Origin of the sequence: Streptomyces sp. NPDC059679 (assembly GCF_042734105.1) — a bacterium.
Taxonomy (GTDB): domain Bacteria; phylum Actinomycetota; class Actinomycetes; order Streptomycetales; family Streptomycetaceae; genus Streptomyces.
In genome coordinates, this window is the sequence record NZ_JBHWES010000052.1 from 26,606 (window position 1) to 44,911 (window position 18,306).

The window sequence follows — 18,306 nt, forward strand, 5'->3', positions numbered from 1 at the left end:
GCACCTCCCTCCCGGGCGCCCGGCGCCTCCCCGCCGGGCGCCCGGCCGGCGCTCCCGGGCGCCGGGCCCGCCGCTAGGCGCCCTCCTTCTCGCCGGGCGCGGCCGGCTGCGGCAGCGCGGGCTGGAGGGCCAGCATCCGCTCGACCAGGCGCAGGAACATCGAGACGGCGCGCAGCAGATCGTCGGCGTCCCGGCAGTTGGCCGCGCCGGGTATGCCCGCCTCGGCACGGGCCCTGCGGTCGGCGCCCGAGGCGAACAGGGCGCTCCACTCGGTCAGTTCGGGGGCGACTTCGGGCAGCACTTCCCAGGCGCTGCGGATCCGCGCGCGGCGGCGCGGGGTGGGCTCGGGGCGGCCGCGCACGGCGAGCACGGCGGCCGCGGTGCGCAGGGCGGCGAGGTGGGCGGTGGCGAAGCGCTCATTGGCGGTCTCCAGCCCGGCGGCCTCTTCCAGGCCGTGGTGGGCCTGGGTGAGCAGGTCGAGGGCGGCGGGCGGCGCGGACGCGCGGCGCAGCACAGGGTGGACATCACTCGCGGGACCGGTCAACGAAGGGGCAGGGGCGGCGGCACGGTGCCGGCGCGCTGCGGCGGTACTGGCCATGACGAACCTCCTGTCGTCGCGTGGCGGCCGGTCATGTGGTAGAGCGGCCGCCGTATGACCCCATCGTGGGGCACACCACTGACAATCGGCCCTGACCTGCGCGAACGTCTCGGAATGGCGTTCGATTGGCCAGCCGCTCCGACGATGCGTCTCGACGTCACGGCCGAGTCCGGTCAGGTCGGTGAAGCGGCTGCCACCCGGAGCTGAGCCTATGATCGTCTCGCGAACGGGCCTGTGAGCGGGACCACTTGGGCAGCGGGCACAATCAGCGCCATGGACAGCAGCAGCACGCGTCGCCAGGCCACCCGGCAGAAGCTTTTCGAGGCAGCGGTCACCCTCATCGCGGAGCAGGGGTTCTCCTCCACTACTGTGGACGAGATCGCCGAACGGGCCGGAGTGGCCAAGGGCACGGTCTACTACAACTTCGCGAGCAAGACCGTGCTCTTCGAGGAGCTGCTGCGGCACGGCGTCGAGCTGCTGACCGCCTCGCTCCAGAGCGCCGCCGACGAAACCGCCGAACGCGGCGGCAGCCATGTCGACGCGCTGGACGCGATGGTCCGCGCGGGCCTGCACTTCATCGCCCGCCACCCCTCGCTGACCCAGCTGTACGTCGCCGAGCTGTGGCGCACCAACCGGGCCTGGCAGCCCACGCTGATGGTGGTGCGGCGGCAGGCCATAGCGGTGATCGAGTCGGTGCTGCGGGAGGGTGTGGCCGCGCGGGAGCTGAGCGAGGACATCGACATCCCGCTGACGGCCTCGGCGCTGTTCGGGATGGTGCTGGTGGCAGCGCTGGACTGGCAGTCGTACCAGCCGGAGCGGTCGCTGGACGATGTGCACGCCGCGCTGTCCCGGCTGCTGCAGGGCCGTGTGGGCGGAGCCCCGGCTCAAGGTGTCGGAGCCCCGGCCCAGGGTGCCGGAGCACCCGCCAAGAGCGCCCGGACCCCGGGCTGAGCCTGACTGAAGCCAGAGAGGTGCTGTTCTGGTGCGGTTCGAACCCCGATCGATCCGCACCAGAACAGGGGGCGCCCCCAGCGATGGCTGGGGTAGACCTCCCCGTCCCCTGTGTTCCCCCGGGGGACTCCCTCCACTCGGACAGGTCGCCACGCCGTTCCGCCGCCCCGTGTCGGCGGTCCGGCGCCGCGCCCCTTCCGCGTCCACCACTCTCCCGTCCGCGCAGGTCATGACCCATCCGCGCGGCTACTCATCTGTTCGCCTAGGTACCCGTACTCAAGCCCTGGGCGCTTGTCACCAGGCCGCGGTGCCCGGGGTGCCCGGGTGTCAGTGGTGGCGGATAAAGTCGCGGTCATGGCACGGATTGCGGTGATCGGCGCTGGGATGGGCGCCATGGCGGCCGCCGCCCGGCTGGCCGTCGCGGGCCACCAGGTGGCGGTGTACGAGCGCGGGCAGACTCATGGCGGCGGGGTCGGACGCTTCGAGCGGGACGGCTTCGCCTTCGACACCGGCCCCGGGCTGCTCCATCTGCCCGCCGTCTATCGCGATCTGTTTGTGAAGACCGGCAAGGAGACCCTGGAGCAGTGCGTCGAGCTGACCCAGGTCGACCCCGCGAGCAGGCATGTCTTCGCCGACGGCACGGATGTCCCGCTGCCCAACGCGTCGCGGGCAGGGGTCGTCCGGGCGCTGGACGACGCGTTTGGCGCGGGCGCGGGCGAGCGCTGGAGTGACCTGGTCAACCGGGCGCGTGAGGCATGGGACGCCACCCGCAGACCGCTGCTCGAGGAGCCGCTGCGCGCGGACTGGCAGACCCTGGGCCGCGACCCGTATCCGGCGCCGGTCCGGCGCGGGGTCTCCGGGTGGTTCCGGCGGGACGGCGGAGCCGCCCGGAGACCCGCCGCGCTCGCCGATGTGGCGCGCCGCGAGCTGAAGGACCCCAGGGCCGTCGCCCTGTTGGAGAGCCATGCGCTCGCGCACAGCCTCGATCCGCGCACCGCTCCGGCCAGTGCCGCGGTGCTGCCCTATCTGGAGCAGACCTTCGGCACCTGGTACGCGCGCGGCGGTATACGGGCGCTGGCGGACGCGGTGTACGAGCGCTGCCGGGCCCGGAAGGTGCGGTTCAGCTTCGGCGCCGAGGTCGTCGGCATCGTCGAGAAGGACGGGCGCGCGGCGGGCGTGGAGCTGGCCGACGGCTCGGTGGCGGAGGCGGACGCGGTGGTGGCCGGCATCGACCCGGCGCTGCTGCCCGCGCTGCTCGGCGGCGCCGAGCCCTGGCACGACGGCGATGTGCGCCCCGGCGGCGGAGCGCTCGGCAGTGGGCCCGGCGATGGGGCGGCGGGGCGGCTCACAGTGTTCCTCGCGCTGCGCGGCGCGCGCCCCGAGGGCACGGCGCACCGCACGGTGGTGCACGCCCCGGATCGCGACGCCGAGCTGGCGGCGGTCTTCGGCGAGGCAGCCGGGCCCGGCGGGGTCGGCGGGGTCGGCGGGCCCGGTGCGGGTCTCGGGACGCGCGCGCCGTGCCCCCGCCCGACGGTGACCGTGCTGCGCCCGGACGACCCCACGACCCGCCCCGACGAGGACCACGAGGCCGTCACGCTCACCGCGACCGTCGCCCCGCACGGGCCGGTCGACTGGATCGACGGCACGGCCGCCGAGGAGGACGCGGACCGGCTCCTGGCGGTCGCCGAGGCGGCGATACCGGGGCTGCGCGACCGGCTCCTGTGGCGCGAGGTGCGCACCCCCGCCGACACCGCCGCGGACACCGGCGCCATCGGCGGCGCCGTGCCCGGACCCGCGCTGGCCGGCGCGGAGGGCCGCTTTCTGCGCCCCGCGAACGCGACCCGGCTGCCGGGCCTGTATCTGGCGGGCGGCTGGGCGCATCCGGGCGGCGGGCTGGCCCATGCGGGGATGTCCGGCACGATGGTGGCCGGCCTGATCGTCGGCGGCGCGGACTGGCGCGGCTCGGAGTGACCGCAGCGACCGCAGCGACCACTGCGGCGGTACGGTGCGGCGGTACGGCGCTGATACGGCGATGCTGCGGCAGTGACGCGGCGCCGACGAGAGCCGTCGGCGCTCAGCCGTCAGTCAGCAGCGGCGTCAGTCAGTAGCGGTACCGCTCGTCGTAGCCGCCGTTGTTGTAGTCCTGCTGCTGGTACGGGTACTGCGACTGGTCCTGCGGAAGCCCGCCGTCGCCGTCGCGCTGCTGGGGGACCCATCCCCCGCCGGGCTGCATCCCGGCGTCGGGGGCGTACTGCTGCTGCCCGCCGTAGGAGGGCTCCGCGGCGTAGTGGTCGCTGGGGGCGTCGCCGCCGCCGTATTGGTCCTGGCCATAGGCGGCGTACTGCCCGGCGTACTGCTGGTGCTGGTCGCCGTACTGCTGACCACCCTGCTGGTCGTACCCCGGCTGCTGGGAGCCGCCGTACGGGTCGGTGTAGCCCGCGTACGCCCCGGCGCCGTAGCCGTACTGCCCGGCGTCCGCGTAGACGTCCTGGCCGTTGCTGTGGCCCTGGGCCGCCGCGGCGTAGTCCTGGCCGTCCGTGGTGCCGTAGCCGCCGTAGGTCTCATAGCCGCCGTAGCCGCCGGCCCCCGCGCCCGGCGCGCTCTGTGCGGCGTGCGCGGCGGAGTCGCCGTAGACGCCGTACTCGCCCGTGTCGTCCGGCAGCGGCTCCGGCTGGTACGCGGGCGGCTCCGGTGCGGCCATCGGGACCGCCTCCAGGTCGGAGACCTGGAGCGTCGGGTCGGCGTCCACCGGGGGCGGGGCGCCCTCGTCCTCCCCGCGGCTGAGGCCGGGCACCCCGCGCAGCGCCCATCCGGCGGCGAAGCCGCGCCGGAAGGACAGCGTGACGTACGTCTGGCCGACCGCGAAGGTGATCGCACCCACGCCGATCACCGGCACGGACGGGATGAGCACCCCGGCCACCACACCGAGGAAACCGGTGAAGGCGAGGAGCCGCCAGCGCAGCCGCGCCTTGTACTGCAGCAGTACCTCTCCCAGCAACCACAGCGCGACCACGCCGAACGCGATGTAGAGGACCGTCCAGCCCATGCCCGCCCCTCTCGTGCGGCCGCCCCTCGGCTGCCGTCCTCAGGACCGCTGATGCAGTCCCAGATTCTCGTAGATCTCCAGCGTCGCCGGGGAGTGGTTCAGCGTAATGAAGTGAAGTCCGGGGATCTCCTCGGCCATCAACCGCGCGCACAATTCCGTGGCGTAGTCGATTCCGATCGAGCGTACAGCCGCCGCGTCGTCCTTCACCGCCAGGATCCGCTCCGCGAGGTCGGGCGGGAAGGCGGCATTGCTCAGCTGCGCGAAGCGCTCGATCTGCTTCACGTTTGTGACGGGCATGATTTCAGGGATGATCGGCGTCGTACAGCCCGTGGCGGCGACCCGGTCGCGCAGCCGCAGATAGTCCTCGGCGTAGAAGAACATCTGGGTGATCGCGAAGTCCGCGCCCGCGCGGCACTTGTCGACGAAGTGGCGGACGTCGGTGTCCCAGTCCGCCGAGCGCGGGTGCATCTCGGGGAAGGCCGCGACGCCGACGCAGAAGTCGCCCGACTCCTTGATCAGCTCGACCAGTTCGGCGGCGTAACCGACGCCGTCGGGGTGGCGGATCCACTCGCCCATCGGGTCGCCGGGCGGGTCGCCGCGCAGCGCCAGCATGTTGCGGATTCCGGCGCCCGCGTACTGCCCGATGACGTTGCGGAGCTCGGCGCGGGAGTGGTTGACGGCGGTGAGGTGGGCGACCGGGGTGAGCGTGGTGTCGGTCGCGATGCGCTCGGTGACGCGCACGGTCCCCTCACGGGAGGAGCCGCCCGCTCCGTAGGTCACGGAGACGAAGGTCGGCGAGACGGCTTCGAGCCGACGGATGGCGTTCCACAGCGTCTGTTCTCCCTTCTCCGTCTTCGGGGCGAAGAATTCGAAGGAGTACGACTGCTCGCCTGATGCGAGCAGATCACGCACCGTCCGCGCGCGATCCGTCCTGGTGGAGGCTGTGCCAAGGGCCATACGGGAAGGTTAGCCAGCGGTGCGGCACACGGACAGCGGGCGGGGGTGTTATGCCCCTTTCGCCGGGTCTTGGTCCGTACTGCGGACACTTTGCCGACGACGAGGCCGACACCGAGTGGACCGACACGCCTCTCACAGGTCGCGGGCGCGCACCCGCTTGGCGAGCTCGGCGGTGGCCGCGCCGGGGTCCTCGGCCCCGGTGATCGCCCGTACCACGACGATCCGCCGCGCGCCCGCCTCCAGCACCTCGTCCAGGTTCGAGGCGTCGATTCCGCCGATGGCGAACCAGGGCCGAGCGGGCTTCAGGGCGGCCGTGTGGCGCACCAGCGACAGGCCCGGGGCGGACCGCCCCGGCTTGGTGGGGGTGGGCCAGCAGGGCCCGGTGCAGAAGTAGTCGACGCCCGGCTCGGCGGCCGCGGCCTCCGCCTCGGCCGGTGCGTGGGTGGACCGCCCGATCAGCACATCCGCGCCGAGGATCGCGCGCGCCGACGGGACCGGCAGATCACCCTGGCCCAGGTGCAGCACATCGGAGCCGATGGCATGGGCGACGTCCGCCCGGTCGTTGACCGCCAGCAGCTTGCCGTGGCGGCGGCAGGCGTCGGCGAACACCGCGAGATGGTCAAGCTCCTCGCGGGCCTCCATGCCCTTGTCACGCAGCTGGACGATGTCCACTCCCGACCCCAGGACGGCGTCCAGGAACTCCGGCAGATCGCCCTGGCGCCGGCGGGCGTCGGTGCACAGATAGACCCGGGCATCGGCAAGCTGCTCGCGGGCGGTGGTGATGGCCATTGGGACGGCTTTCCCCCTGGATCGGCGGCGTTCCGGCCGCGTGTGGGCGGCGTGTCGGCGGCGTACGGACCGGAGCGGCCGGCCCGTACGCCGCGGGTGGTGATTCAGACGATGACGGTACGGATGGTGCGGTGGGTCAGCGGCGGCTCAGCCGCGGCTCAGACGGCGAGCGCCTGGGCGCGGCGCTTGACCTCGGTGCCGCGATTCTCGTGCAGGGCCTGAGCCGGGGTGCCGGGCAGGCTCGGGTCCGGGGTGAAGAGCCACTCCAGCATCTCCTCGTCGCTGAAGCCGTCGTCCCTCAGCAGCGTCAGGGTGCCCACCAGGCCCTTGACGACCTTTCCGGCACCGATGAACTCGGCGGGGACCTGGAGCACCCGATTCTCGCCACGGCGCACTGCGATCAGCTGACCCTCCTTGACCAGCTGCCGCACGCGCGTCACCTCGACACCGAGCCGTTCGGCGATGTCGGGGAGGGTGAGCCAGGCGGGGACGAGAGCATCGATCTTTGCGTCAATCTCGGTCACGGGACAAGCCTGCCATCTGGGACTGACAGTGGGTAGTCGGGCACCGGGCAAGGCGCCGTCGACACCGCCGTCAGCCGCGCCGCTGCCAAGGTCACCGCAGGGGCGCGCCGAGGGTCACAGGACCGCCGACTTGAGCGGCACCGACGGGTCCGCGGCGAGGGCGCGGTCCAGCCGGGAGCCCTGCTCGATCAGCTTGCGGCCCTGGGCCAGATCGCGCGGACGGCCGACGGCCAGCAGGGCGACCAGCGCCCCGTCGCGCAGCCAGCACACCGACCATGCCGCGCCCTCCGGGTCGCCGCGCCAGACGAGTTCGTCGGCGGCGGCGTGGTGGCCCACGTACTGCACGAAGCGGCCGAACTGCTCGGACCAGAAATACGGCACCGGGTCGTAGACCGAACCGGTGAAATGCGCGGTCCGGCTGCCGACCACATTGGCGGCGACGGTGCGCGGCCCCTGGAGGGCGTTGTCCCAGTGGTGCACCAGCAGCCGCTCGCCGTAGCGCGCGGAAGGGAACGACGCGCAGTCCCCGACGGCGTAGACGTCGGGCGCCGAGGTGCGCAGCTGTTCGTCGGCGGCGACGGACCGGTCCGGGGCCAGCTCGACGCCCGAGCCCGCCAGCCAGCCCGTGGCGGGCCGCGCCCCGATGCCGACGACCACCGCGTCCGCGCTCAGCCGGGCGCCGTCCTGGAGCAGCACCCCCTGCTCGTCCACGGAGGCCACCTGCGCGCCGGTGACCAGCTCGACGCCGTAGTCGGCGTACCAGCCGGCCATGGGGGCGGCGACCTCGGCCGGGAGGGCGCCCGCCAGCGGGCGGTCGGCGGCCTCCACGACGGTCACGGCGCAGCCCGCCTCGCGCGCCGCCGTGGCGAACTCCGCGCCGATCCAGCCCGCCCCGACCACCACGATCTCGCGCTGCCCGGCGAGCACCGGACGCAGCCGCTCCGCGTCGTCGAGCGTGCGCAGCAGATGCACACCGGGCACGCCCTCGCCGCCGGGCAGGGTGATCGGCTCGGCGCCGGTGGCGATCACCAGGACGTCGTACGACACCGGGCCCGACGCGGTCTCCAGCCGCCGCGCGCCGGTGTCCAGGCCGGTCACGGACACCCCGAGCCGCAGCTCGACGCCGAGCGCGGCGAAGTCCACGTCGAAGGCGGAGCCCTCGGCCTTGCCGAGCAGCACGGCCTTGGACAGCGGCGGCCGGTCGTACGGCTGGTGCGCCTCGGCACCGAGCAGCAGGATGCCGCCGGTCCAGCCCTGGTCGCGCAGCGCGACAGCGGTCTGCACCCCGGCCATTCCCGCGCCGACGATCACCACTTGCTGCCCGGTGCCCCCCGGGGACGCCGACTTCGTCGTCTCATCGCTCACACGATCACTGTAGGGCGGCGCACGGGGCGCACCGGAGAACCGACTGACGAGATCTCGGGCACAGGAGCGGCCGGGACCCCGGACCGCCCGGCCGGGCTCGCCCTTCCGGGCAGTTCGGAGCTCGTACTAGGGTTGGCGGGACGAAGCACTCGCGGGAGCCCGACGCAGCGGGCTGAGAGGGAGGCTGAAGCGGCCTCCGACCGTACGAACCTGATCCGGGTCATGCCGGCGAAGGGAGGGGCGTTACGCCCATGCACGCATCTCGCACACCCTCGTGTACGGGGCCGGAGGGGCCGTCGGAGGGGCCGCCGGGCCGGCCGTACGACGCGCTGGTCGTCGGAGGCGGCATCATCGGCCTGGTCACGGCGTGGCGGGCGGCCCGGCGGGGCCTGCGCACCGCCGTCGCCGACCCGGCGCCGGGCGGCGGCGCGGCCCAGGTGGCGGCCGGAATGCTCGCGGCCGTCACCGAGCTCCACTACGGCGAGCAGACGCTGCTCGCCCTCAACCTCGCCTCCGCGCGCCGCTATCCGGAGTTCGTGGCCGAGCTGGAGGAGGCGAGCGGCCAGGACGTCGGCTTCCGCACCTGCGGCACGCTCGCCGTGGCCTTCGACCCCGACGACCGCGCCCACCTGCGCGAGCTCCATGACTTCCAGCGGCGGCTCGGGCTGGAGTCGCAGTGGCTGACAGGGCGCGAATGCCGGCGCCTGGAGCCGATGCTCGCGCCGGGCGTACGCGGGGGCCTGCGCGTCGACGGGGACCACCAGGTCGACCCGCGGCGGCTGGCGGCGGCACTGCTGACCGCGTGCGAGCGGGCCGGCGTGGTCTTCCACCGCGCCCGCGCGGAACGGCTCACGCTCGCGGCGGACCGCGCCACCGGCGTCGAACTCGCCGACGGCACACGGCTGGCGGCCGAGCAAACCGTACTGGCCGCGGGCAGCTTCAGCGGACGGCTCGCGGGCGTCCCCGAGGGCGCGCTGCCCCCCGTACGCCCCGTCAAGGGCCAGGTGCTGCGGCTGCGCGTACCGCCCGCGTACGCACCGTTCCTGTCCCGGACCGTACGGGCCGAGGTGCGCGGCGGACATGTCTATCTGGTGCCGCGCGAGAACGGCGAGCTGGTCGTCGGCGCCACCTCGGAAGAGCTCGGCTGGGACACCACGGTCACCGCGGGCGGCGTCTACGAACTGCTGCGCGACGCGCATGAGCTGGTGCCCGGCATCACCGAGCTGCCGCTCGTCGAGACCCGCGCCGGGCTGCGCCCCGGCTCCCCCGACAACGCGCCGCTGCTCGGCCCCAGCGCGCTGCCCGGCCTGCTCGTGGCCACCGGCCACTACCGCAACGGCGTCCTCCTCACGCCCGTCACGGGCGACGTCATGGCCGAGGTGCTGACGCACGGCGAACTCCCGGACGAGGCCCGGCCGTTCTCCCCGCTGCGCTTCCCGGCCACGCCCATCGGCCCCACCACCCCCGTACCGCAGGAGCAGCCCATATGAGCGCCTCCACGCCCGGCCCGCCCGCCGCCTCCATGACCGTCTCCGTGAACGGTGAGCCCCGCGAGCTCCCCGGCGGCACCACCCTCGACCTGCTGGTCGCGGAGCTGACCCCGGCGCGCTCGGGGGTCGCCGCGGCCGTCAACGAACAGGTCGTCCCGCGCGGCCAGTGGCCCGCCACCCCACTCGGCGACGGAGACCGGGTCGAAGTCCTCACCGCGGTCCAAGGAGGCTGAACCCCAGATGGCCGAGACGATGCACGACACGACGTACGCCACCCCCCTCCGCCCCGAACCGGCACCGGACCCGGACCCGGACCCGCTCACCATCGCGGGCACCGCCTTCTCCTCCCGCCTGATCATGGGCACCGGCGGCGCGCCCAGCCTGGAGGTCATGGAGCGCTCGCTGCTCGCCTCCGGTACGGAGCTGACCACCGTCGCGATGCGCCGCCTGGATCCCACCGTCCAGGGCTCGGTCCTGTCGGTGCTCGACCGGCACGGCATCCGCGTGCTGCCCAACACCGCCGGGTGCTTCACGGCCGGTGAGGCGGTGCTGACCGCCCGGCTGGCGCGGGAGGCGCTGGGCACCGACTGGGTCAAGCTGGAGGTGGTGGCCGACGAGCGCACCCTGCTCCCCGACCCGGTCGAGCTGCTGGACGCCGCCGAGACGCTGGTCGACGACGGTTTCACCGTCCTGCCGTACACCAACGACGACCCGGTCCTGGCCCGCAGGCTGGAGGACGCAGGCTGCGCCGCGATCATGCCGCTGGGCTCCCCCATCGGCTCCGGCCTCGGCATCCGCAATCCGCACAACTTCCAGCTGATCGTCGAGCGCGCCACGGTCCCGGTGATCCTGGACGCGGGGGCGGGCACCGCCTCGGACGCCGCGCTCGCCATGGAGCTGGGCTGCGCGGCGGTGATGCTCGCATCCGCCGTCACCCGTGCCCAGGAGCCCATCCTGATGGCCGAGGCCATGCGGTACGCGGTCCGGGCCGGCCGGCTGGCCCACCGCGCCGGCCGTATCCCGCGCCGCCATTTCGCCCACGCCTCCTCACCCGGGGAGGGGCTGGCCGCGCTGGACCCGGAGCGCCCGGCGTTCGGGTAGGGCGGTGAGCGGTTAGCGTGGTGACATGGGTGGCATGGTGGCCGACCGGATCGAGCGCGAGGTGTACGTCCAAGCGCCCGTCGACCGCGTATGGCGGGTGCTGACGACCCCCGAGCACATCCGCGTCTGGTACGCGTTCGAGGGGTGCGAGATCGACCCGCGCCCCGGCGGGACGCTCCGCTTCCGCTGGGATGAGCAGGGGGAGTTCCACGGCAGGGTGGAGAAGGCGGTGCCGGACGCGCTGTTCCGCTTCCGGCTCGCCAGCGAACCGGACCGCGCCCTCGGCGCGGAACCGGGCGACTCGACCCTGGTGGAGTTCGCGCTCTCCGCCGAGGGCCCCGGCACCCGGCTCCGACTGACCGAGAGCGGCATCCAGGAGCTCGCGGTGCCGGACGCCGCGAAGGCCAAGCACACGGAGTACGCCGCCGCGACCTGGGCCACCGCACTGGAGGAGCTGTCCGCGCTGGCCGCCGCGTCACACAACTAGGGCACGCGCACAACCAGGGCACAGCCAAGACACGAAGGCACCCGCGAGGCACAACAAGGGTGAAGCCGACCCCGCCGCGGCGCCCGGTGTCACCGTTCGGCACCAGTCCCGTGCCCGGGCCTGGCAGGTGAACCCTGCGTGTCGTGTCGGCTCGTAGACTGCTCTCTCGTGGATACGACCCTGCATGACCCCTTGGTCGGACAGCTGCTCGACGGCCGCTACCGCGTCGAGGCGCGCATCGCCGTGGGCGGCATGGCGACGGTCTACCGCGCCGTCGACACGCGGCTCGACCGCGTACTGGCCCTCAAGGTGATGCATCAGTCGCTCGCCACCGACGACGCCTTCGTCGAGCGCTTCATCCGCGAGGCGAAGTCCGTGGCCAGGCTCGCCCACCCCAATGTGGTCGGCGTTTTCGACCAGGGCACCGACGGCTCCCATGTCTATCTCGCGATGGAGTACGTCGCCGGGTGCACGCTGCGCGATGTGCTGCGCGAGCGCGGCGCGCTGCAGCCGCGGGCCGCGCTGGACATCCTGGAGCCGGTGCTTGCCGCGCTCGGGGCGGCGCACCGCGCGGGGTTCGTCCACCGGGACATGAAGCCGGAGAACGTGCTGATCGGCGACGACGGCCGGGTGAAGGTCGCCGACTTCGGGCTGGTCCGGGCCGTGGACACCAACACCAACGCCTCCACCGGCACGCTGCTGGGCACCGTCTCCTATCTCGCGCCCGAGCAGATCGAGCACGGCACGGCCGACACCCGCGCCGATGTCTACGCCTGCGGCGTGATGCTCTACGAGATGCTGACCGGCGCCAAGCCGCACACCGGCACCGTCCCGGCGCAGGTCCTCTATCAGCGGCTGAACGAGGACGTGCCCGCGCCGTCCGCCCTCGCGCCGGGGGTCGCCCCGCAGCTGGACGAGCTGGTCGCCGCGGCCACCGCGCGCGAGCTCGCGCAGCGCCCCGCCGACGCGGTCGAACTGCTCGGCCTCGCGCGGACCGCGCGCGCCGCGCTGACCGACGAACAGCTCGACGCCGTGCCCCCGCAGGCCAAGGCGGACACGCACGACGGCTCCGAGGACCGTACGAGCGTGATCCCGCGCCCGGTCGGCGGTATCGGGGGGCCGGTGCCCGCCGATGAGCAGCAGCTCAATCTCACCAGCAGGCTGGAGCTGCCGCCGCAGCCACCGCAGACCGGTCCTCCCCGGCGGTCCGCCGGCCGCGGCCGGCTGCCGCGCCGCGGGATCGTGACGATCGTGGTCGGGCTGGTGCTCGCACTCGGCCTCGGGGTGGGCATCTGGTACATCAATTCCGGCCAGTTCACCAAGGTGCCCTATGTGCTGGGCAAGTCCGAGGCGGACGCCCGTAAGAAGCTGAAGGACGCCGGGCTCGAGGTGAAGATCACCCGGGAGTTCAGCGATGTCGTGGACAAGGGCGAGGTCATCAAGACCGACCCGGGCGGCGGCAAGCAGATCCGCAACACCGGCACGGTGACGCTCCACATCTCCGACGGGCCGCCGCGCACACAGGTCCCCAATGTCGTGGGCATGCCGCTCAAGGAGGCGAAGCAGCAGATCTCGGACGCGAATCTGACCGTCGGCGAGGTGACCGAGACATTCAGCGACGAGACGCCGCAGGGCGTGGTGCTCGGCACCGACCCGAGGGCCGGGACCACCCGCCGGCCGAACACCCGCGTGGGGATCGAGGTCAGCAGAGGTCCCAAGATCCCCATCCCCGATGTGGTCGGCGAGTCCCAGGACGACGCCCGGTCCGAGCTGACCGAGGCGGGATTCACGGTGGAGATCGCGTCGGAGCGGGTCTTCTCCGACGAGGACAAGGGCTCGGTCGCCGACCAGTCCCCGGCCTCGGACGGGGGCGCCGTGGGCGCCAAGGGCGACAAGGTGACGCTGACCCTGTCCAAGGGCCAGGAGATGATCGAGGTGCCGGACGTCACCGGCATGTCCGAGGACGAAGCCAAGCAGACCCTGGAGGCGGCGGGCTTCGAGGTCGACGTGGACAAGCCGCTGCTGTTCCCCGGCGACACGGTCACCGACCAGTCGGTGGACGGCGGGGACGAGGCGCCCAAGGGCAGCTCCATCACGATCAAGTTCAAGGGCGTCTTCTGAAGGGCGTCCTCTGATGGGCGTCTTCTGAGAGAGCCTTGAGGGGATGTCCCCCGGGCCCGGCGCACGGCCGTCGGGCCCGGACTGGCACCCTGGCCTCGTGAGTACGTCCAAGAACCGCCCCCGCGCCCGCAATCCGGTCGGTGGCCATATCCGTGTGGCCGGCGGCCTGGCCACCATCGGCCTGCCGTACGCCCGCGACATCGGCGCCGAGACCGTCCAGGTCTTCGTCGCCAACCCGCGCGGCTGGGCCACCCCGCACGGTGTGGCGGCGCAGGACGAGAAGTTCCGCGCGGCGTGCGCCGACGAGTCGATCACGGCGTACGTCCACGCCCCCTACCTGATCAACTTCGGCTCGCACAGCGCCGAGACGGCCGAGCGGTCGGTCGACTCGTTGCGCCACTCACTGCGGCGGGGCCGCGCCATCGGCGCGCTGGGCGTCGTCGTCCACACGGGCTCCGCCACCGGCGGCCGACCGCGGCCCAAGGCGATCGCCCAGGTGCGGGAGCGCGTCCTGCCGCTGCTCGGCGAGCTCACCCACGACGACGACCCCTGGCTGCTGCTGGAGCCGACGGCCGGCCAGGGCGCCTCGCTGTGTTCGCTGGTCGAGGACCTGGGCCCGTACTTCGACGCGTTGGACCGCCATCCCAAGCTGGGCGTCTGCCTGGACACCTGCCACGTCTTCGCCGCCGGTCACGATCTGGCGGCCCCGGGCGGGATGAAGAAGACGCTCGACGAGCTGGTCGCGGTCACGGGCAAAGGTCGGCTGAAACTGATCCATGCCAATGACTCCAAGGACGTCGTCGGGGCCCATAAGGACCGCCACGAGAACATCGGCACGGGCCATATCGGCGCCGATCCGTTCCGGGAGCTGTTCCGGCATCCGGCGACGAAGGGGGTGCCGCTGGTGATCGAGACTCCGGGCGGCAAGGAGGGGCATGCGACGGATGTGGCGCGGCTCAAGGAGCTCCGCGACGGCTGACACCGACAGGCATCGGGAATACCCCGGTGGGGTATCTGGTTCACCGAAGGAAACGACGGCAGGAACACCATCACCCACCGGAGAGTGAGCCCGATGGAGCAGCACGACGTCCACGCCGGACATGAGCACCACCAGCACGGCGACACCGACCACACAGGTCACACCGCACATGCCGGGCACGCCGGCCACAGCGGCCACGCCCCGGCGAGCTGGGCCATCGCCGCCCAGGCCACGCTGCACTGCCTCACCGGCTGCGCCATCGGCGAGGTCCTGGGCATGGCCATCGGCACCGCGCTCGGCTGGCACAACGTCCCGACCATGATCCTGGCGATCGTGCTCGCCTTCGTCTTCGGCTATTCGCTCACCATGCGCGGCGTGCTGCGCGCCGGTCTTGACCTGCGTACGGCCCTCCGGGTCGCGCTCGCCGCGGACACCGTCTCGATCCTCGTGATGGAGCTTGCCGACAACGCGACCATCCTGGTCTTCCCGGGGGCGATGGACGCGACGCTGGCCGACGCGCTGTTCTGGCTGAGCCTCGCGCTGTCCTTCGTGGTCGCCTTCGCCGTGACCACCCCCGTCAACCGGTGGATGATCGGCCGCGGCAAGGGCCACGCCGTGGTGCACCAGTACCACTGACACCGACCGACACAACCAGCACCGCCGATACGGGCGAGGCGCCGCTACAGCTCCGGACCGTCCCCCGGCTGCTCCTGGTAGGAGTAGCGCTGCTCCTGCCAGGGGTCGCCGATGTTGTGATAGCCGCGCTCTTCCCAGAAGCCACGGCGGTCGGCGGTCATGTACTCCACACCCCGGACCCATTTGGGCCCCTTCCAGGCATAGAGATGGGGGACGATCAGCCGGACCGGAAATCCGTGCTCGGCCGTCAGCAGCTCGCCGTCCTTGTGCGTGGCGAAGATGGTCTTCTCGGCGGCGAAATCCGAGAGCCGCAGATTCGAGCTGAAGCCGTACTCCGCCCACACCATCACATGCGTGACCTCGGGAGCGGGCGGCGCGAGTTCCACGATCCGACGCGCCGCCACGCCGCCCCATTCCGCGCCCAGCATGCTGAATTTCGTCACGCAGTGCAGATCGGCCACGACGGTGGAGTACGGCAGCGCCGAGAACTCGTCGTGCGTCCAGACGTGCTTTTCCCCGTCGGCGGTGGCACCGAAGACCCGGAACTCCCAACGGTCCGGCTTGAACTTGGGGACCGGCCCATAGTGCGTAACCGGCCAACCGCGCTGCAGCCGCTGCCCCGGGGGCAGCTGTCCGAGCTCCCCCTCGCGGCTTTCCGACTGACCCATGGACTCCATGGTGTCAGACCTTTGAGGGTGGTCGTGACCAGGGCAGCAGCTATCCGGGCAACTCATACTAAGCGTGCACTTACTGGACGCTCTCGACGGGGCGGTGCGACGATGCGCACAACCCGCCACGCCCGTTCTGATGGGAAGGAGCCCTTCGATGCAGGGCGACCCCGAGGTCCTCGAGTTTCTCAACGAACAGCTGACCGGTGAGCTGACCGCGATCAATCAGTACTTCCTGCATTCGAAGATGCAGGAGAACTTCGGCTGGACGAAGCTCGCGACATACACCCGGGCGGAATCGTTCGACGAGATGAAGCACGCGGAGATGATCACCGATCGGATCCTTCTCCTGGACGGACTGCCCAATTATCAGCGGCTGTTCCATGTCCGCGTGGGCCAGACGGTCACCGAGATGTTCCAGGCGGACCGGCAGGTGGAAATCGAGGCCATCGACCGCCTCAAGCGCGGCATCGAGGTCATGCGGACCAAGGGCGACATCACCTCGGCCAATATCTTCGAGGACATCCTCGCCGACGAAGAACACCACATCGACTATCTCGACACCCAGCTCCAGCTGATCGACAAGCTCGGCGAGGCGCTTTACATCGCCCAGCAGATCAAACAGCCGGACAGCTGACCGGAGAGCCGGCCGAAGAGCCGACTGGAGCGGTTACGCGGCTTCCGCGACCTGGGGCTCGGACCCCGCCGCGACGGCGGGCACATCGGCCGGGCCGAGGGTGTCCAGGGACTCGCGCCGCGGGCACGCCCCGCGGCCCAGCAACGCCTGGATGCGCCGTACGCAGGAGCCGCAGTCCGTACCGGCCTTGCAGGCGCCCGCGATCTGGCGGGGGGTGCAGGCACCGGACTCGGCGTGCTCGCGCACCTGCTTCTCGGTGATGCCGAAGCATGAGCAGACGTACACGCGGCTCTCCAGATCGATCAGTGAGGTAACCCTTACCTTACCTTCCCTCCCGAGGGCCGACAACGCCGATGGGGCGCAGATCGTGTGATCCGCGCCCCATCGCACCGTTCAGTGCCGGTATGTCACTGGTCCCGGTACATCTCCGCGACCAGGAACGCCAGGTCCAGCGACTGGCTGCGGTTGAGCCGAGGGTCGCAGGCCGTCTCGTAGCGCTGGTGCAGATCGTCGACGAAGATCTCGTCGCCGCCGCCCACGCACTCGGTGACATCGTCGCCGGTCAGCTCCATGTGGATACCGCCCGGGTGGGTGCCGAGTCCCTTGTGGACCTCGAAGAAGCCCTTGACCTCGTCCAGCACATCGTCGAAGCGCCGGGTCTTGTGCCCGGACGCCGCCTCGAAGGTGTTGCCGTGCATCGGGTCGCAGATCCAGGCCACCTGGGCACCGGAGGCCGTGACCTTCTCGACCAGGTCGGGCAGCTTGTCGCGGATCTTGTCCGCACCCATCCGGGTGATGAAGGTGAGCCGGCCGGGCTCGCGGTTCGGGTCGATCCGGTCGATCAGCGACAGCGCCTCTTCGGGCGTCGTCGTCGGGCCGAGCTTCACACCGACGGGGTTACTGATCCGCGCGGCGAACTCGACATGTGCCCCGTCCAGCTGGCGGGTGCGCTCGCCGATCCACACCATGTGGCCCGACACGTCGTACAGCTCGCCCGTACGGGAGTCCGTACGCGTCAGCGCCGACTCGTAGTCCAGGATCAGGGCCTCGTGCGAGGAGTAGAACTCGACCGTCTTGAACTCCTCCGGGTCCACCCCGCAGGCGTTCATGAAGTTCAGCGCCCGGTCGATCTCGCGCGCCAGCGCCTCGTAGCGCTGCCCCGCGGGGGACGACTTCACGAAGTCCTGGTTCCAGGCGTGCACCTGGCGCAGGTCCGCGTAGCCGCCGGTGGTGAAGGCGCGCACGAGGTTCAGCGTCGAGGCGGAGGCCTGGTACATCCGCTTGAGCCGCTGCGGGTCCGGGATCCGGGCCTTCTCGGTGAACTCGAAGCCGTTGACCGAGTCGCCCCGGTAGGTCGGCAGGGTCACCCCGTCGCGGGTCTCGGTCGGCTTGGAGCGCGGCTTGCTGTACTGGCCGGCGATTCGCCCGACCTTCACCACGGGGACCTGCCCGGCGTAGGTCAGCACGGCGCCCATCTGCAGCAGCGTCTTCAGCTTGTTGCGGATCTGGTCCGCGCCGATGGCGTCGAACGCCTCGGCGCAGTCACCGCCCTGCAGCAGGAACGCTTCACCCCGGGCCACGGCACCCAGGCGGTCGCGCAGCTGGTCGCACTCGCCCGCGAAGACGAGTGGCGGATAGGACTCGAGCTCGGCGATCACCTCGCGCAGAGCCGCTTGGTCCGGCCAGTCGGGCTGCTGCGCCGCGGGAAGAGACTTCCAGGTGTGGCCACCGGTGTGGGATTCAGCGTTCAGGGTCACGCCAGCAAGGTTACGGGGTCCACCGAGCCGTCCAGCCCCCTGCCCACCTGATGAGACACCTGCCACCCCCGCCCCTCCCGCCCCTCCGCGTACGCGGAGAGATGCGGTAGGGTCCGGGCCATGTTCGCGCGACTGACCATGACCTGGTGGTGGACCGCTCATCCGGCGGCCCACTGATCGCGCGTACTCACCGACATCGC

20 protein-coding genes and 1 riboswitch are annotated in these 18,306 nt (G+C 72.0%); of the genes, 11 read left to right on the top strand and 9 right to left on the bottom strand.

Features of this window, described 5'->3' with window-relative positions; translation table 11 throughout:
- Positions 1-73 precede the first annotated feature (73 nt).
- Positions 74-598 (bottom strand): SAV_6107 family HEPN domain-containing protein, encoded by a 525-nt coding sequence (locus ACFV2X_RS38975; protein ID WP_385625974.1) that lies wholly within the window; start codon positions 596-598, stop codon positions 74-76.
- A gap of 273 nt (positions 599-871) precedes the next feature.
- On the opposite strand from ACFV2X_RS38975, the gene ACFV2X_RS38980 reads away from it, so the two are divergent.
- Together ACFV2X_RS38980 and ACFV2X_RS38985 are read left to right on the top strand one after the other, a co-directional pair.
- Positions 872-1,549 (top strand): TetR/AcrR family transcriptional regulator, encoded by a 678-nt coding sequence (locus ACFV2X_RS38980; protein ID WP_385625975.1) that lies wholly within the window; start codon positions 872-874, stop codon positions 1,547-1,549.
- Positions 1,550-1,903: 354 nt separating this feature from the next.
- On the top strand, positions 1,904-3,520 hold the full coding sequence (locus tag ACFV2X_RS38985; RefSeq protein ID WP_385625976.1) for a phytoene desaturase family protein: 1,617 nt from the start codon (positions 1,904-1,906) through the stop codon (positions 3,518-3,520).
- 130 nt (positions 3,521-3,650) lie between these two features.
- Here the strand turns inward: ACFV2X_RS38985 and ACFV2X_RS38990 are convergent, their stop codons facing one another.
- The 5 genes from ACFV2X_RS38990 to ACFV2X_RS39010 all read right to left on the bottom strand — a co-directional run bounded on the left by ACFV2X_RS38990 (position 3,651) and on the right by ACFV2X_RS39010 (position 8,230).
- Positions 3,651-4,595, bottom strand: coding sequence for a hypothetical protein (locus tag ACFV2X_RS38990; protein ID WP_385625978.1), 945 nt, complete (start codon positions 4,593-4,595; stop codon positions 3,651-3,653).
- Positions 4,596-4,634: 39 nt separating this feature from the next.
- Positions 4,635-5,552, bottom strand: coding sequence for a methylenetetrahydrofolate reductase [NAD(P)H] (gene metF, locus ACFV2X_RS38995; RefSeq protein WP_385625979.1), 918 nt, complete (start codon positions 5,550-5,552; stop codon positions 4,635-4,637).
- A 132-nt stretch (positions 5,553-5,684) separates the two neighbouring features.
- Positions 5,685-6,335 carry a thiamine phosphate synthase gene (gene thiE, locus ACFV2X_RS39000; RefSeq protein ID WP_385626049.1) on the bottom strand — a complete coding sequence of 217 codons (651 nt, stop codon included), beginning with the start codon at positions 6,333-6,335 and terminating at the stop codon, positions 5,685-5,687.
- Positions 6,336-6,499: 164 nt separating this feature from the next.
- Positions 6,500-6,865 carry an Rv2175c family DNA-binding protein gene (locus tag ACFV2X_RS39005; protein WP_385625981.1) on the bottom strand — a complete coding sequence of 122 codons (366 nt, stop codon included), beginning with the start codon at positions 6,863-6,865 and terminating at the stop codon, positions 6,500-6,502.
- Between the two features lie 114 nt (positions 6,866-6,979).
- Positions 6,980-8,230, bottom strand: a complete 1,251-nt coding sequence (locus tag ACFV2X_RS39010; RefSeq protein ID WP_385625982.1) for an NAD(P)/FAD-dependent oxidoreductase — start codon at positions 8,228-8,230, stop codon at positions 6,980-6,982.
- Between the two features lie 141 nt (positions 8,231-8,371).
- Positions 8,372-8,485: riboswitch (TPP riboswitch) on the top strand.
- On the opposite strand from ACFV2X_RS39010, the gene thiO reads away from it, so the two are divergent.
- The 7 genes from thiO to ACFV2X_RS39045 all read left to right on the top strand — a co-directional run bounded on the left by thiO (position 8,482) and on the right by ACFV2X_RS39045 (position 15,044).
- A complete protein-coding gene (thiO, locus tag ACFV2X_RS39015) occupies positions 8,482-9,720 on the top strand; it encodes a glycine oxidase ThiO (RefSeq protein ID WP_385625983.1) in 1,239 nt (412 codons plus the stop codon). It overlaps the preceding riboswitch by 4 nt.
- A 32-nt stretch (positions 9,721-9,752) precedes the next feature.
- Positions 9,753-9,953: a sulfur carrier protein ThiS gene (thiS, locus tag ACFV2X_RS39020; protein WP_385626051.1), complete on the top strand. Its 201-nt coding sequence runs from the start codon at positions 9,753-9,755 to the stop codon at positions 9,951-9,953.
- A gap of 19 nt (positions 9,954-9,972) precedes the next feature.
- Positions 9,973-10,821 carry a thiazole synthase gene (locus tag ACFV2X_RS39025; protein WP_385626053.1) on the top strand — a complete coding sequence of 283 codons (849 nt, stop codon included), beginning with the start codon at positions 9,973-9,975 and terminating at the stop codon, positions 10,819-10,821.
- 25 nt (positions 10,822-10,846) lie between these two features.
- On the top strand, positions 10,847-11,308 hold the full coding sequence (locus tag ACFV2X_RS39030; RefSeq protein WP_385625985.1) for an SRPBCC domain-containing protein: 462 nt from the start codon (positions 10,847-10,849) through the stop codon (positions 11,306-11,308).
- Positions 11,309-11,476: 168 nt separating this feature from the next.
- Positions 11,477-13,429, top strand: coding sequence for a Stk1 family PASTA domain-containing Ser/Thr kinase (gene pknB, locus ACFV2X_RS39035; RefSeq protein ID WP_385625986.1), 1,953 nt, complete (start codon positions 11,477-11,479; stop codon positions 13,427-13,429).
- A gap of 43 nt (positions 13,430-13,472) precedes the next feature.
- Positions 13,473-14,408: a deoxyribonuclease IV gene (locus ACFV2X_RS39040; RefSeq protein ID WP_385625987.1), complete on the top strand. Its 936-nt coding sequence runs from the start codon at positions 13,473-13,475 to the stop codon at positions 14,406-14,408.
- Positions 14,409-14,501: 93 nt separating this feature from the next.
- On the top strand, positions 14,502-15,044 hold the full coding sequence (locus ACFV2X_RS39045; protein ID WP_385625988.1) for a DUF4396 domain-containing protein: 543 nt from the start codon (positions 14,502-14,504) through the stop codon (positions 15,042-15,044).
- Between the two features lie 44 nt (positions 15,045-15,088).
- Here ACFV2X_RS39045 and ACFV2X_RS39050 read toward each other — a convergent pair whose 3' ends face one another.
- The gene (locus ACFV2X_RS39050) at positions 15,089-15,712 is read right to left on the bottom strand and encodes a sulfite oxidase-like oxidoreductase (RefSeq protein WP_385625989.1); all 624 of its coding nucleotides are present in this window, start codon (positions 15,710-15,712) and stop codon (positions 15,089-15,091) included.
- A 157-nt stretch (positions 15,713-15,869) separates the two neighbouring features.
- Between ACFV2X_RS39050 and bfr the strand changes: the two genes are divergently transcribed.
- On the top strand, positions 15,870-16,349 hold the full coding sequence (gene bfr, locus ACFV2X_RS39055) for a bacterioferritin (RefSeq protein WP_089514151.1): 480 nt from the start codon (positions 15,870-15,872) through the stop codon (positions 16,347-16,349).
- Positions 16,350-16,382: 33 nt separating this feature from the next.
- On the opposite strand, the gene ACFV2X_RS39060 is transcribed toward bfr, so the two are convergent.
- A complete protein-coding gene (locus tag ACFV2X_RS39060) occupies positions 16,383-16,634 on the bottom strand; it encodes a bacterioferritin-associated ferredoxin (protein WP_385625990.1) in 252 nt (83 codons plus the stop codon).
- 122 nt (positions 16,635-16,756) lie between these two features.
- Positions 16,757-18,106: a class II 3-deoxy-7-phosphoheptulonate synthase gene (locus tag ACFV2X_RS39065; RefSeq protein WP_385625992.1), complete on the bottom strand. Its 1,350-nt coding sequence runs from the start codon at positions 18,104-18,106 to the stop codon at positions 16,757-16,759.
- Between the two features lie 120 nt (positions 18,107-18,226).
- On the opposite strand from ACFV2X_RS39065, the gene ACFV2X_RS39070 reads away from it, so the two are divergent.
- The gene (locus tag ACFV2X_RS39070; RefSeq protein ID WP_106516695.1) at positions 18,227-18,283 is read left to right on the top strand and encodes a trp operon leader peptide; all 57 of its coding nucleotides are present in this window, start codon (positions 18,227-18,229) and stop codon (positions 18,281-18,283) included.
- Positions 18,284-18,306 lie beyond the last annotated feature (23 nt).

What these genes read in the sequence shown, in the direction of transcription:
- ACFV2X_RS39045 (WP_385625988.1), top strand. Translation starts at nt 14,502, where the DNA reads ATGGAGCAGCACGACGTCCACGCCGGACATGAGCACCACCAGCACGGC.
- ACFV2X_RS38980 (WP_385625975.1), top strand. Translation starts at nt 872, where the DNA reads ATGGACAGCAGCAGCACGCGTCGCCAGGCCACCCGGCAGAAGCTTTTC.
- ACFV2X_RS38990 (WP_385625978.1), bottom strand. Translation starts at nt 4,595, where the DNA reads ATGGGCTGGACGGTCCTCTACATCGCGTTCGGCGTGGTCGCGCTGTGG.
- ACFV2X_RS38985 (WP_385625976.1), top strand. Translation starts at nt 1,904, where the DNA reads ATGGCACGGATTGCGGTGATCGGCGCTGGGATGGGCGCCATGGCGGCC.
- ACFV2X_RS39030 (WP_385625985.1), top strand. Translation starts at nt 10,847, where the DNA reads ATGGGTGGCATGGTGGCCGACCGGATCGAGCGCGAGGTGTACGTCCAA.
- ACFV2X_RS39040 (WP_385625987.1), top strand. Translation starts at nt 13,473, where the DNA reads ATGTCCCCCGGGCCCGGCGCACGGCCGTCGGGCCCGGACTGGCACCCT.
- thiO (WP_385625983.1), top strand. Translation starts at nt 8,482, where the DNA reads ATGCACGCATCTCGCACACCCTCGTGTACGGGGCCGGAGGGGCCGTCG.
- bfr (WP_089514151.1), top strand. Translation starts at nt 15,870, where the DNA reads ATGCAGGGCGACCCCGAGGTCCTCGAGTTTCTCAACGAACAGCTGACC.
- ACFV2X_RS39050 (WP_385625989.1), bottom strand. Translation starts at nt 15,712, where the DNA reads ATGGGTCAGTCGGAAAGCCGCGAGGGGGAGCTCGGACAGCTGCCCCCG.
- ACFV2X_RS39025 (WP_385626053.1), top strand. Translation starts at nt 9,973, where the DNA reads ATGCACGACACGACGTACGCCACCCCCCTCCGCCCCGAACCGGCACCG.
- metF (WP_385625979.1), bottom strand. Translation starts at nt 5,552, where the DNA reads ATGGCCCTTGGCACAGCCTCCACCAGGACGGATCGCGCGCGGACGGTG.
- thiS (WP_385626051.1), top strand. Translation starts at nt 9,753, where the DNA reads ATGACCGTCTCCGTGAACGGTGAGCCCCGCGAGCTCCCCGGCGGCACC.
- ACFV2X_RS38975 (WP_385625974.1), bottom strand. Translation starts at nt 598, where the DNA reads ATGGCCAGTACCGCCGCAGCGCGCCGGCACCGTGCCGCCGCCCCTGCC.